Here is a 12,267-nt window from a genome sequence, read left to right on the forward strand (position 1 = left end):
CTCCCATACCTCTTGTTGTCGTAGCGTGCGCGCCGCCTAGGCCAGCACGTCGGCGATCACCGCCAGGGTGTCGCCGCATTGCACCAGCCCCGGGAAATGCCGGGCGGCCAGCAGGCCGTCGCGACGGGCGCGGTACTCCACCGGCGCGCAGCCGGTGCGGCGGATGTCGTGGATGCGGGCGATCACATCGCCCTGGCGGACCTGCTCGCCGAGGTCGTGGCACATCTCCAGCAGGCCGTCATGCTCGCTGGCGATGAAACAGTCACCGTCGGGCATATCGAGCATGATCGACGCGCCAGGCGTGAGCTCACCCTTGAGAATGCCGGCGTGCACCAGCAGGTTGCGCACGCCGCGCTCGGCCAGGGCCACGCTGCGTGCCGTGGCGGTGCCGCCACCGCCCAGTTCGGTGGTGACGAACACCTTGCCCTGGGCCTCGGCGGCCGTGTCGTACATGGCCTGGGCATCGAGTTCGAGCATGCGCATGGCATAGGGTGCGGCGAACGCCCGCATACCCGCTTCGCAGCGCGCCTGCTGGGCCTTGTCGGGCAGCACGTGGCAGGCGGCGAAGGGCAGGAAGTCCAGGGTGCGGCCACCGGAGTGAATGTCCAGCACCACATCGGCCAACGGCAGCAGGGTACGCCGGAAGTAATCGGCGATCTTCTGCGTGACCGTGCCGTCGGGCCTGCCCGGGAAGCTGCGGTTGAGGTTGCCTTGGTCGATCGGTGAGGTGCGGGTGCCGGCATGAAACGCGGGGGTGTTCATGAACGGCACGATGATCACCCGGCCGCTGACCTCATCGGCGCGCAGTTGCTGGGCCAGCTTGCTCAGCGCCACGGGCCCTTCGTATTCGTCGCCATGGTTGCCGCCGGTGAGCAGCGCGGTCGGGCCGTCGCCGTGCTTGATCACGGTGATCGGGATCATCACCGCGCCCCAGGCCGAGTCGTCGCGCGAATGGGGCAGCTTGAGAAAACCGTGCTGCACGCCATCGCGGGTGAAGTCCACCGTGCTGCTGATCGGGTTGGCCACTTCGGTGTCTGTGAATGCGTTCATGGCATCAATCCTTGACAAACAGCTGGCGTGGCACGTCGCACAGGGTCTGGACCCCGGTCTCGGTGATCAGGATGCTTTCGGTGATCTCCAGGCCCCAGTCGTCCATCCACAGCCCCGGCATGAAGTGGAAGGTCATGCCCGGTTGTAGCACGCTGGTGTCGCTCGGGCGCAGGCTCATGGTGCGCTCGCCCCAATCCGGCGGATAACTGATGCCGATCGGGTAGCCGCAACGGCTGTCCTTGTGGATGCCGAACTTCTCCAGCACCTTGAAGAAGGCCCGGGCGATGTCGCCGGTGGTGTTGCCGGGGCGGGCGGCTTCAAGGCCGGCGGCGATGCCCTCGACCACGGCCTTTTCGCCGTCGAGAAAGTGCTGTGGTGGTTTGCCCAGGTACACCGTGCGTGACAGTGGGCAGTGGTAGCGCTTGTAGCAGCCGGCGATCTCGAAGAAGGTGCCCGCGCCCTGGGTGAAGGGGGAGTCGTCCCAGGTCAGGTGCGGGGCGCTGGCGTCGGCGCCGGTCGGCAGCAGGGGCACGATGGCCGGGTAATCTCCGCCATGGCCGTCCACGCCAAGAATGCCGCTGCTGTAGATCTCAGCCACCAGTTCGTTCTTGCGCATGCCAGGCTCGATGCGTTCGAGGATGCGCGCATGCATCTTCTCGACGATACGGGCGGCGATGCGCATGTACTCGATTTCCTGCGGGGACTTCACCGCCCGCTGCCAGTTGACCAGCCCGGCGGCATCGCTGAAGGTCGCCTGCGGCAAATGGCGGCACAGGGCCTGGTAGGCGGCGGCGCTGAAGTAGTAGTTGTCCATCTCCACGCCGATGCGTAGGGCGCCCCAGCCCTTGGCCAGGATCACCTCCTGGCACAGGTAGTCCATCGGGTGACGCTCGCGCGACTGCACGTAGATGTCCGGGTAGCCGACGATGTTGTCGTGGCCCATGAACACCGTGCGCTTGGCGCCGTTGGCGTCCTGGCCACGGCCGAACCAGATCGGTTCGCCGTCCAGCGCCAGCAACACGCACTGGTGCACGTAGAACGACCAGCCGTCATAGCCGGTGAGCCAGGCCATGTTCGACGGATCGGTGACCAGCAACAGTTCCAGGCCCTGCGCCTGCATGGCGACGCGGGTCTTGGCCAGGCGCTGGGCGTATTCCTGCCGGCTGAACGGCAGGTTGACCACTGACTGAGACATTGCAATGCCCTCTGATGAGTGGGGTGGGTTCAGCTGTTGAATGCCAGGCCTTTGCCTGCGGCGCGTGCGCGCTCGAAGGCGAGGTTGGCGATGGCGGTGTCCTGGGCGCCGGTGCCGGTCAGGTCGCACAGGGTGATTTGCTCGGCACGGGTGCGGCCGGGTTGTTGCCCGGCGATGACCTGGCCGAGTTCGCAGAAGCGGCTCTCGTCTTTCACCACGCCGGCGCGCAGGGCGTGGTGCAGCTCGCCGAGCAGGCGGGTCTGGCCAAGGCGGTCGGCGACGTAGCGCTCGACCTGCGCGAATACGTGAGGGGCGATCTCGTTCTTGTGCTCGGCGTCCGAGCCCATGGCGGTGATGTGCAGGCCTGGGTGGAGGTGCTTGGGGTGGATCAACGGCTCGCGGCTGGGCGTGCAGGTAACGGCGATGTCCGCCCCTTGCATGGCCTGGTCGACGTTGTCGCAGACCACGACCTGCAGCTGGCCGTCGCGGCCCAGCTCATCGCCCAGCGCAGCGGCCTTGGCCGCATCGCGTGCCCACAGCTGCACCCGTTCGATCGGTCGTACCAGGCGCAGTGCCTGCAATTGCAGGCGGGCCTGTTCGCCGCTGCCGATCAGGGCCACGCAGCGGCTGTCTTCGCGGGCCAGCCAGCGCGCCGCCACCGCGCCGGCGGCGGCGGTGCGCACGGCGGTGAGGTAGCCGTTGTCCAGCAACAGCGCATCGAGCAGGCCGGTGCGGGCCGAGAGCAGCATCATCATGCCGTTGAGGCTGGGCAGCCCGAGGCTGGGGTTGTCGAAGAACCCCGGGCTGACCTTGATCGCGAAGCGCTCGATGCCCGGTAGATAGGCGGTTTTCACGTCCACCTCGCCGTTGTGCTCGGGCACGTCCAGCCGCAGGATCGGCGGCATGGCCACTTGGGCCGTGGCCAGCAGGGCGAATGCCTGCTCGACGGTATCGACCGCGGCGTGGTCGAGGGTGATGCAGTCTCGCAGGTCGGCTTCGTTGAGCAAGGTAATGGCAGGCATCGGTGAACCTCCAGTGAGCGAAAAGAACGAATTCAGGCGTTGGCGCCGCTCATCACCCGCAGGTGCTGGGCGGTGTCGACATTGCGTCCGCTGACCACCACCACGATCGGTCCGCGGGCCGGCACCTGCCCCTCGAGCAGGGCGGCGATGCCCACCGCAGCGGCGCCTTCGAGCACCAGGCGTTCCTGCTGGTAGGCGTGGCGCAGGCCATTGGCGATGGCGGCTTCGTCGAGCAGATGGATCTGGTCGAGCAGGCGCTGGGTGAGGGCGAAGGTGTGACGGTTGTCCAGGCCGATGCCGCCGCCGAGGGAGTCGGCCAGGGTCGGCCGTTCTTCCACCTCGACCGGCTGCCCGGCCTGCAGGCTGGCGTGCATGGCAGCGCCGCGACGCATGCTGATGCCATGGGTGGTGATGGCCGGGTTGATGCTCTTGACGGCCAAGGCGACGCCGGCGAACAGGCCGCCACCGGAGAGCGGGATCAGCACCTGGCTGACGTCGGGCAGTTGTTCGAGAATCTCCAACCCCAGGGTGCCTTGGCCGGCGATCACCGCTGGATGGTCGAATGGCGGGATCAGTGACGCACCCAGCTCTTGAGCGTGGCGCAGGGCGGCGTGCTGGGCATCGTCCTGGGACTGGCCGACGATGCACACTTCGGCGCCCAGGTCGCGGATGGCCTGGACCTTGTTGGCGGGCACCAGATGGGACAGGTAGACGGTCGCCGGCACGCCCAGTTGCGAGGCGGCGTAGGCCAGTGCCCGGCCATGGTTGCCGGTGGACGCGGTGACTACCCCCCGGGCCCGTTGTGTCTCAGTCAGGCAGGCGATCGCGTTGCTGGCGCCACGCAGCTTGAAACTGCCGGTGAGCTGCTGGGACTCGAGCTTGAGGTAGACCGGCACGCCAACGTGGCGGCTCAGGGCAGGGGAGTGCTCCAGCGGCGTGCGACGTACGCGCCCCTGGATGCGCTGGTGGGCAAGGTAGATAGCGTGAAGCGAAAGCGCTGACATGACCGTATCCCAACGAGTGACCGTGTGTTGGGCGGAGTCTAAGAGCGGCAAATTGTCGTGATGAATGTACTAGGTCAATTTGCCGGACATTTTTTTGGGCCCCGGTCGAGGCTGCGGTCGCACTACCCTGTGGGCGGGTTTATCGGGTTGTCGGACCGCTGCGAAGCAGACTCCGTGGTGGATGGCACCGGCTTTGCCGGTGTTCGCGGGTGGACCCGCCCCCACAAGGAGCACGTGCTATCGGTATGAGTGGGATTAGCGGCCCCGATTCAGAGTTCGTGGATCTGCGGGTACTGCCCGAACAGCTCATGCATGTCGGCCAGGGCCTGGCGCATCTTGGTGTCCGAGCACTCGGCCCCGACACACAACCTGACCGCCCGTGGCCGCGGCGTGCCGCGCACCAGGAACGGCTCCGGCGGTGTCACGGCGATATGCCGGTGACGCAGGGCCCTGACCAGGCTGTCGACTTCCCAGTGCGCGGGTATTCCCAGCCAGGCCCCCAGCGCCTGCGCCGGATTGCCCAGCAGGTAGTCGCCCAGGTGTTCGCGCACCATCGCTTGGCGGGCGCTGATCAGCTTGCGCTGCAACTCGACCAGGTGCGCCGCACGGCCGTCGTTGATCCAGCGGGTGGCGATCTCCGCCACCAGCGGGGTGGCCATCCAGCTGTTGACCCGCAGGATGCTCTCGGTCCGCAGCGCCAGGCGCTTGGGCATCGCCAGGTAGCCAACCCGCAGCCCGGTGAGCACCGACTTGGTCATGCTGGTGCAATAGAACGACAGCTCCGGTGCGTAGTGGCTGATCGGGCGCGCATGCCGCTCGCCCAGCAGCGGGCCATACACATCGTCCTCGATGATGTGCACGCCAAAGCGCCGGGCGATGGCGGCGATCTCCCGGCGCCGGGCGTCGGGCATCAGGCTGGTGGTGGGGTTGTTGAGGTTGGGCGTGCACACCAGGGCGGTGACTCGCTCGTTGCTGCACAGGTCCTCGAAGTGCTCCGGGTCGATGCCGTCGCGGTCCATCTCCAGGCCCTTGAGGGTGAAGCCCAGCACCTGCGAGTTGCCAATCACGCCGTGGTCGGTCAGCCCCTCGCAGAGCACCACATCGTCGGGCCCGGCCAGCGACGCCAGGGCCAGGAAGATGCCATGGGCCGCCCCGTTGGTGACCAGCACATCGTCGCGCTCCACGTTCATGCCGAGCCCGGCCAGCCAGCGCACCGCCGCCTCGCGGTGGCTCTGGAAACCGGCGATCGGGCGGTAGGCGTGGATCCAGGGTTGATCCTCCTCCAGGCTGAGCTCGGCGCAGGTGTCGCGCCAGATGCGCTCGTGTTCCTGGGTGTGCAGGATGCGCGTGATGGAGAAGTCCACCAGGGTGCGCTCGGGCAGGTCGATGATGTCATCGGCCACCCGGTCGCTCATGCGCCGGCTGACGAAGCTGCCCCGGCCGATCTCGCAACGCACCAGGCCCTGGCGCTCCAGCTCCTTGTAGGCATTGGTCACCGTCTGCACGCTTATCCCCAGAGCATCGGCGACTTGGCGCTGCGGCGGCAGGCGCTGGTCATGCACCAGCTCGCCGCGCTCGATCTCCCCGGCGATGGCCTGCACCAGCAGCTTGTACTTGGACTCGCCGATGCGCGCGGAGTCGAGGACGTTCTTCCAGTTCTTCATGGGTATCGCTTCGCTGACCGGGACTGCGCACAGCATCGCCCGTGCAGGATCTTCGGGCAATTGTCCTAGTGCAATCCCATCGGCTTCGGGGCTTTTGTATGCTCCGGCCCAAGGTCGACACCCGTAAGCAAACAAGACTACGTCGGCCCGCCGGAACGCTCGGGCTGTGCACAGATCGAACGACACACCCGGCCTTCGCTGTTTTGCTCCACTGCCTCCTAAACACAGAGCCGTCGCCGACGGTTTGATAACAAAACAGGAGATTCATTGATGAGCCAGCCTTCCCCCTACGCGGTCTCTCCCTTCAAACGCCTGCTGGTGGCCTGTGCGGCCATTGGTCTGGCGGCCAGCGCCCAGGCGACGACCCTGGACACCATCAAGGAAAACAGCCGTATCCGCATCGGCTATGCCAACGAAACCCCGTTCGCCTTCACCGAGACCGATGGTCGGGTGACGGGTGAGTCGCCGGAGATCGCCAAGGTCATCTTCCAGAAGATGGGCATCAAGCAAGTCGATGGCGTGCTGACCGAATGGGGCTCACTGATCCCCGGCCTGCGAGCGGGGCGTTTCGATGTGATCGCCGCGGGGATGTACATCACCCCGGCGCGCTGCAAGCAGGTGATCTTCACCGACCCACAGTACGCCTTGCCCGATACCTTGCTCGTGGCCGCCGGCAACCCGAAAGGCCTGCACAGCTATGCCGACATCGCCAAGAATCCCGACGTGAAGCTGGCGATCATGGCCGGCACCGTCAACCTCGCCTATGCCCGGGAATCCGGGGTCAAGGACGAGCAGATCCTCCAGGTGCCCGACACCACGGCGCAGTTGCAGGCAGTACGTGCCGGTCGCGCGGACGCTGCCGTGGGTACCCAGCTGACCATGAAGGGCCTGGCGAAGAAGGGCGGCGACAAGGTCCAGGCCATCAGCGACTTCACTGACGACCCAGCCCATACCGGCTACGGCGCCCTGGCGTTTCGCCCCGAGGACAAGGACCTGCGCGATGCGGTCAACGCCGAGCTCAAGCGCTGGCTGGGCAGCGAGGAGCACCTCAAGACCGTGGCTCCGTTCGGTTTCGACCGCGCCAACGTGACCGACAAGACCGCCGCCGAGCTCTGTGCCCAGCAATGAATCGAGGTGGCATGGCGCTTGCCATGCCGTTCCCTGCGTAATCCGATTATTCAGGTCGAACCATGGGTGAATTGATACCGCTGTTACTGCAAGGCGCCTGGATCACGATCCAGGTCACATTCTTCGGCTCGCTGTTGGCCATCGTCGCCGCCATTCTCGCGGCCCTGGGCAGGCGCTCGTCCTGGCGACCCTTGAGCTGGTTCTGCGTGGCATACATCGAACTGTTTCGCGGCACGTCGCTGCTGGTGCAACTGTTCTGGCTGTTCTTCGTCCTGCCGCTGCCGCCGTTCAACCTGGAACTGAGCTCCTACACCGTGGCCATCGTCGGCCTGGGGCTGCACATCGGTGCCTATGGCGCCGAAGTGATGCGCGGGGCCATCGGCTCGGTGGCCAAGGGGCAATATGAAGCCTGCGTCGCCCTGAACATGCCGCCGGCCACGCGTTTTCGCCGGATCATCTTGCCCCAGGCTCTGCTGGCGGCGATCGCACCGGGCACCAACCTGTTGATCGAGCTGCTCAAGAACACCTCGCTGGTGTCGTTGATCACCTTGTCGGACCTGAGCTTTCGTGCCCGCCAACTGGACCAGGCGACCTTCCAGACCCTGGAGATCTTCAGCCTGACCTTGCTGCTGTACTTCGTCCTGGCGCAGGTTATCAACTTCACCATGCGCCGCGTTGAGCGGCGTCTGGGCCGTGGTCGCCTGCGGGGGAGCCTGTCATGAACGTCTGGGACTGGAACTACGTCGCGCAGATCCTGCCGCAGTTGCTGCAGGCTTCGCTCAAGACCCTGGGCATCACCTTGGTGGGCTTTCTGATCGCGATCGTCCTGGGGTTGTTCCTGGCCATCGGCCGGCGCAGTCGGCACAGGGTCATCGCTTGGCCGGTGACCCTGTTGATCGAGTTCATCCGCAGCACGCCGCTGTTGATCCAGGTGTACTTCCTGTACTACGTGCTGCCCAACTATGGCGTGAACATGAGCGCGATGCAGGCGGGCATCCTCGGTATCGGCCTGCACTACGCCTGCTACCTCGCCGAGGTCTATCGCGGTGGCCTGGACGCCGTGCCGCGCAGCCAGTGGGAGGCAGTGGTGGCGCTGAACTTCGCGCCCTGGACGGCCTACCGCACGATCATCCTGCCCCAGGCGGTGCGCCCGATCCTGCCGCCTTTGGGCAACTACCTGATCGCCATGCTCAAGGACACCCCGGTGCTGTCCGCCATCACCGTGGTGGAAATCATGCAGCAGGCCAAGAACGTCGGCTCCGAAAGCTTCCGCTACCTGGAGCCGATCACCCTGGTCGGTCTGTTCTTCCTGGCCTTGAGCGTCGCTCTGGCCTATCTGGTTCGGCGCCTCGAAGTGCGCCTGGAGTTACGCTAATGATCGCGCCTGTCTCGAACCTCGCCACCCTCACCACCAGCCCTCTGCAGCAGGACCACGCCATGCCGGAACCGGCCATCGCCCAGCCGATCGTCGCCTTTCGCGACGTGACCAAGCGCTACGGCAACTTCACCGTGCTCGACGGCCTGAACCTGGAAGTCGCGCCTGGCGAAAAGGTGGCGATCATCGGCCCCAGCGGCTCGGGCAAGTCGACCTTGCTGCGGGTGCTCATGACCCTGGAGGGCATCGACCAGGGCATGATCGATGTGGACGGTGAGTCGCTGACCCACATGCCGGGGCGCAACGGCACTCTGGTGAGCGCCAGTGAGCGCCATGTGCGTCGGGTCCGCTCGAAGATTGGCATGGTGTTCCAGAGCTTCAACCTGTTCCCGCACATGAGTGCCTTGCAGAACGTCATCGAAGCGCCGGTGCAGGTGCTGGGCATCAAGCCTGCCGAAGCCCGCGAGCGCGCCGCCGAATTGTTGGAAATGGTCGGGCTGGGCAACAAGTTCGACCATTACCCCTCGCAGCTTTCCGGTGGTCAGCAACAACGCGTGGCGATCGCCCGGGCCCTGGCCATGCGGCCCAAGGTGATGCTGTTCGACGAAGTGACCTCGGCGCTGGACCCGGAGCTGTGTGGTGAAGTGCTCAATGTCATCCGAAGGCTCGGCAGCGAGCACAACCTGACCATGCTCATGGTCACCCACCAGATGGGCTTTGCCCGCGAGTTCGCGGATCGGGTGTGTTTCTTCTACAAGGGACAGATCCACGAACAGGGCGCGCCCGCCCAGCTGTACGAGCACCCTCAGCAGGAGCGGACCCGGGCGTTCCTGAGCGCGGTCAGGGAAGCCAACTGAGGGCCATCCTGCGCCATTTTCCATGGCCCGTTCGCGGCGTCGAACCGCCGCGAAGCTGGCGGCGCGGTGGAGCAGGGCAATCCGCTCTCACACGCACCGCGCAAGGTGGCTTCAGGTCTCCGTGGCCTGCGCCTCGGCGTGGGTACGTTTGACGGCGGATTTCTTTTCCTGGACGACGATATAGAACTCCTCGCCATGCTTGACCGCGCCATACAGCACGGCCTTTTCGATCAGCTCGGTGCCGCGCAGGTGACGCAGCATCATCGGATCCCGGCGCAGGTCGCGGTACAGCGCCAGGCACAGCAGCACCATCACGATCACGAACGGCAATGCCACGACGATGGTGAGGTTCTGCAGCCCGGTCAGGGCCTCGCCCGGGTTGCCCGGGTCACCGATCGCCAGCATGATCGCCGCCACCGTACCGGTCAGCGTGCCCCAGAAGATCACCGTGGCACGGGACGGCTGCGTGGTGCCGTGCTCCGACAGCGTGCCCATCACCAGGGAGGCGGCATCGGCGCCGGAGACGAAGAAGATGCCCACCAGGATCATGATCAACACCGAGGTCACCGATGCCCACGGGTAGCTTTCCAGCAGCTCGTAGAGGGCGTGGTTGCTGTTCACGGCGCCGTTGACCAGGGTGAAGGTGCCTTCCTGCAGGGCATCGATACCGGCGCCGCCGAAGATGGTGAACCAGATCAGGCTCACCAGGCTCGGCACCAGCAATACACCGGTGACGAACTGGCGAATGGTGCGCCCGCGGCTGATGCGCGCGATGAACATGCCGACGAAGGGCGTCCAGGAGATCCACCAGGCCCAGTAGAACACGGTCCAGCCGGCCAGCCAGTTGTCCATCTGCTCGCCACCGCTGGCGCTGGTGCGCGCCATCATTTCAGGCAGCATCTTGATGTACACGCCGATCGAGGTCGGCAGCAGGTTGAGCATCAGCAGCGTCGGCCCGACCATGAAGGTGAACAGCGCCAGCACCAGGGCCAGCACCATGTTGGTGTTGGACAGCCACTGGATGCCCTTGCCGATGCCGGATACCGCCGAGGCGACGAAGGCTACGGTCAGCAGGGTGATGATCGAGATGTAGAAGATCTTTCCCGGGTGCTCGATCCAGCCGTTGTACTCCAGGCCGCCTGCGATCTGCAGAGCGCCCAGGCCCAGGGAGGCGGCGGAGCCGAACAGGGTGGCGAAGATCGCCATCATATCGATCACACGGCCGATGGGGCCATTGGCGTGGCGGCCGATCAGCGGCCGGAACGCCGTGGAAATCAGCTGCGAGCGCCCGCGGCGGAAGGTGCCGTAGGCGATCACCAGGCCGACGATGGCGTACATGGCCCACGGGTGCAGCGTCCAGTGGAACAAGGTGGTCGCCATGGCCACCTGCATCGCCTCGCTGGTCTGTGCGGTGGCGGTTCCCGGAGGCGGGGAAACATAGTGCGACAGGGGTTCGGCAACGCCGAAGAACATAAGCCCGATGCCCATGCCGGCGCTGAACATCATCGCCACCCAGGACACGGTACGAAACTCGGGCGCTTCGCCGTCCCGCCCCAGCGGGACCTTGCCGTAGCGGCTAGCGGCCAGCCACAGCACGAAAACCACGAACAAGGTCGAGGTGAGAACGAAGAACCAGCCGAAATGGACGATGACCCAGGACTGGGCCGTGGAGGCGCTTTGGGCGAGGCTCGCCTGGCTGACGAAGCCCCAGATGACGAATGCGATTGCGAAGATGCTGGTAATGCCGAAGACAATCCAGTCGACCTTGCCTTCGAGGTGACGATCCTTTTTGGCTTCTTCGGTTTGCGAAGGATCTGTCACGCCAAGGGCGAGTGTTTCAACGTTCTCTTCCTTTGCCATGTGTCGTTATGCCCCTTTTTGGGTGCCTGGCCGCTGCAGGTTTGTTGTTGTTGTGCTTGCCGCTGTGCGACGACGTGCAACCCGAGGTCAGGCCGAGCCGCCAAGGCGCGATTATCCTGCCGAAAAAAGGGGGCTTCCTATTCCCAGACCGTCCTGTCGCGTCCTTGAAACGACCCCCGCTGGGGCTCGGGCGCCGCTTCGCGCTCATCCCGCCGCCTGGATTTTCAGACGGCCTGTCGATTTCGCCCTGCGCCGTTCGACCATGGGGTAGGGAAGGCGTACAGGCCTTTCAATGACTGGAGAACCGATCCATGCGCAAGCTCATCGTCGCGGCTTTCATCTCCCTCGATGGCGTCATGCAGGCCCCGGGCGGGCCGAACGAGGACACCCATGGCGGGTTTCGTTACGGCGGCTGGGTGGTGCCCTATGCCGACGAAGCGTCTGGCCAGGCCATGCAGGTGCTGTTTTCGCAGCCGTTCGAGTTGCTGCTGGGGCGGCGTACCTACGAGATCTTTGCCGGGTACTGGCCACACGTGAATGCAGGGCATCCGATTGCCGACCTGTTCAATGCAGTGCCCAAGCATGTGGCCACGCATCACCCCGAGACCCTCGCCTGGCAGAACAGCCATGGGCTGGGAGGTGACGTGGTGGAGGCGGTCAAGGCACTCAAGCGCCAGGAGGGTGCCGATCTGCTGACCCAGGGCAGTGGCGAACTGGTGCGCCAGTTGCTGGCAGCGGGGTTGGTGGATGAGTTGCGCTTGATGATGCATCCGATCCTGCTCGGCACCGGCACGCGGCTGTTCGGTGACGATGCGCAGGCGGCGGCCTTCAGGCTGGCGAGCTCGACGAGTACGCCAGCGGGGGTGGTGATCGCCCATTATGTGCGCGAGGGTGAAGTGCGCACGGGGACGTTCGAGAACGTGTGCTAGTCAGGGGGTGAGTCCAGTGGGCATGGTCCTGCACCGCATCGCCTGCTTCGCGGCGGTTCGACGCCTCGATAAACCCGCTCCCTCAGGGCCGGTGGTGCCCGGTAGGCATGGCTTGGTCCAGCCGGTGAGCCGTGTGGGAGTGGGTTTACCCGCGAAAAGGCCGGGGCAGTCCAAGATGACTGC

11 protein-coding genes are annotated in these 12,267 nt (G+C 65.5%); 5 read left to right on the forward strand and 6 right to left on the reverse strand.

Annotated features, from left to right (window positions below; translation table 11 throughout):
* Nucleotides 1-36: 36 nt before the first annotated feature.
* From doeB to IEC33019_RS04595, 5 genes are all read right to left on the reverse strand, one after another.
* Nucleotides 37-1,050 (reverse strand): N(2)-acetyl-L-2,4-diaminobutanoate deacetylase DoeB, encoded by a 1,014-nt coding sequence (gene doeB, locus IEC33019_RS04575; RefSeq protein WP_070092687.1) that lies wholly within the window; start codon nt 1,048-1,050, stop codon nt 37-39.
* Between the two features lie 4 nt (nt 1,051-1,054).
* Nucleotides 1,055-2,245, reverse strand: coding sequence for an ectoine hydrolase DoeA (gene doeA / locus IEC33019_RS04580; RefSeq protein ID WP_070092686.1), 1,191 nt, complete (start codon nt 2,243-2,245; stop codon nt 1,055-1,057).
* 29 nt (nt 2,246-2,274) lie between these two features.
* Nucleotides 2,275-3,267: an ectoine utilization protein EutC gene (gene eutC / locus IEC33019_RS04585; protein ID WP_070092685.1), complete on the reverse strand. Its 993-nt coding sequence runs from the start codon at nt 3,265-3,267 to the stop codon at nt 2,275-2,277.
* 32 nt (nt 3,268-3,299) lie between these two features.
* Entirely contained in the window at nt 3,300-4,271 is a 972-nt protein-coding gene (eutB, locus tag IEC33019_RS04590) for a hydroxyectoine utilization dehydratase EutB (RefSeq protein WP_070092684.1), read from the reverse strand.
* 269 nt (nt 4,272-4,540) lie between these two features.
* On the reverse strand, nt 4,541-5,935 hold the full coding sequence (locus IEC33019_RS04595) for a PLP-dependent aminotransferase family protein (protein ID WP_070092683.1): 1,395 nt from the start codon (nt 5,933-5,935) through the stop codon (nt 4,541-4,543).
* Nucleotides 5,936-6,205: 270 nt separating this feature from the next.
* Between IEC33019_RS04595 and ehuB the strand changes: the two genes are divergently transcribed.
* The 4 genes from ehuB to ehuA all read left to right on the forward strand — a co-directional run bounded on the left by ehuB (nt 6,206) and on the right by ehuA (nt 9,295).
* Nucleotides 6,206-7,063, forward strand: a complete 858-nt coding sequence (ehuB, locus tag IEC33019_RS04600) for an ectoine/hydroxyectoine ABC transporter substrate-binding protein EhuB (protein WP_070092682.1) — start codon at nt 6,206-6,208, stop codon at nt 7,061-7,063.
* A gap of 62 nt (nt 7,064-7,125) precedes the next feature.
* The gene (gene ehuC, locus IEC33019_RS04605) at nt 7,126-7,785 is read left to right on the forward strand and encodes an ectoine/hydroxyectoine ABC transporter permease subunit EhuC (RefSeq protein WP_070092681.1); all 660 of its coding nucleotides are present in this window, start codon (nt 7,126-7,128) and stop codon (nt 7,783-7,785) included.
* Nucleotides 7,782-8,438 (forward strand): ectoine/hydroxyectoine ABC transporter permease subunit EhuD, encoded by a 657-nt coding sequence (ehuD, locus tag IEC33019_RS04610; protein WP_070092680.1) that lies wholly within the window; start codon nt 7,782-7,784, stop codon nt 8,436-8,438. The genes ehuC and ehuD overlap by 4 nt, the downstream gene beginning before the upstream one ends.
* Complete coding sequence (gene ehuA / locus IEC33019_RS04615) at nt 8,438-9,295, forward strand: ectoine/hydroxyectoine ABC transporter ATP-binding protein EhuA (protein WP_081337456.1); 858 nt, start codon at nt 8,438-8,440, stop codon at nt 9,293-9,295. The genes ehuD and ehuA overlap by 1 nt, the downstream gene beginning before the upstream one ends.
* A 111-nt stretch (nt 9,296-9,406) precedes the next feature.
* Here the strand turns inward: ehuA and IEC33019_RS04620 are convergent, their stop codons facing one another.
* Nucleotides 9,407-11,155, reverse strand: coding sequence for a BCCT family transporter (locus IEC33019_RS04620; protein WP_070092679.1), 1,749 nt, complete (start codon nt 11,153-11,155; stop codon nt 9,407-9,409).
* Nucleotides 11,156-11,466: 311 nt separating this feature from the next.
* Here IEC33019_RS04620 and IEC33019_RS04625 point away from each other — a divergent pair, with 311 nt between their 5' ends.
* Nucleotides 11,467-12,084, forward strand: coding sequence for a dihydrofolate reductase family protein (locus IEC33019_RS04625; protein ID WP_070092678.1), 618 nt, complete (start codon nt 11,467-11,469; stop codon nt 12,082-12,084).
* Nucleotides 12,085-12,267 lie beyond the last annotated feature (183 nt).

Source organism: Pseudomonas putida (assembly GCF_002741075.1).
Classification (GTDB): domain Bacteria; phylum Pseudomonadota; class Gammaproteobacteria; order Pseudomonadales; family Pseudomonadaceae; genus Aquipseudomonas; species Aquipseudomonas putida_T.

Bases quoted from the DNA above. Each gene is read 5' to 3' on its own strand.
- doeB (WP_070092687.1), bottom strand. From the start codon at position 1,050: ATGAACGCATTCACAGACACCGAAGTGGCCAACCCGATCAGCAGCACG.
- doeA (WP_070092686.1), bottom strand. From the start codon at position 2,245: ATGTCTCAGTCAGTGGTCAACCTGCCGTTCAGCCGGCAGGAATACGCC.
- eutC (WP_070092685.1), bottom strand. From the start codon at position 3,267: ATGCCTGCCATTACCTTGCTCAACGAAGCCGACCTGCGAGACTGCATC.
- eutB (WP_070092684.1), bottom strand. From the start codon at position 4,271: ATGTCAGCGCTTTCGCTTCACGCTATCTACCTTGCCCACCAGCGCATC.
- IEC33019_RS04595 (WP_070092683.1), bottom strand. From the start codon at position 5,935: ATGAAGAACTGGAAGAACGTCCTCGACTCCGCGCGCATCGGCGAGTCC.
- ehuB (WP_070092682.1), top strand. From the start codon at position 6,206: ATGAGCCAGCCTTCCCCCTACGCGGTCTCTCCCTTCAAACGCCTGCTG.
- ehuC (WP_070092681.1), top strand. From the start codon at position 7,126: ATGGGTGAATTGATACCGCTGTTACTGCAAGGCGCCTGGATCACGATC.
- ehuD (WP_070092680.1), top strand. From the start codon at position 7,782: ATGAACGTCTGGGACTGGAACTACGTCGCGCAGATCCTGCCGCAGTTG.
- ehuA (WP_081337456.1), top strand. From the start codon at position 8,438: ATGATCGCGCCTGTCTCGAACCTCGCCACCCTCACCACCAGCCCTCTG.
- IEC33019_RS04620 (WP_070092679.1), bottom strand. From the start codon at position 11,155: ATGGCAAAGGAAGAGAACGTTGAAACACTCGCCCTTGGCGTGACAGAT.
- IEC33019_RS04625 (WP_070092678.1), top strand. From the start codon at position 11,467: ATGCGCAAGCTCATCGTCGCGGCTTTCATCTCCCTCGATGGCGTCATG.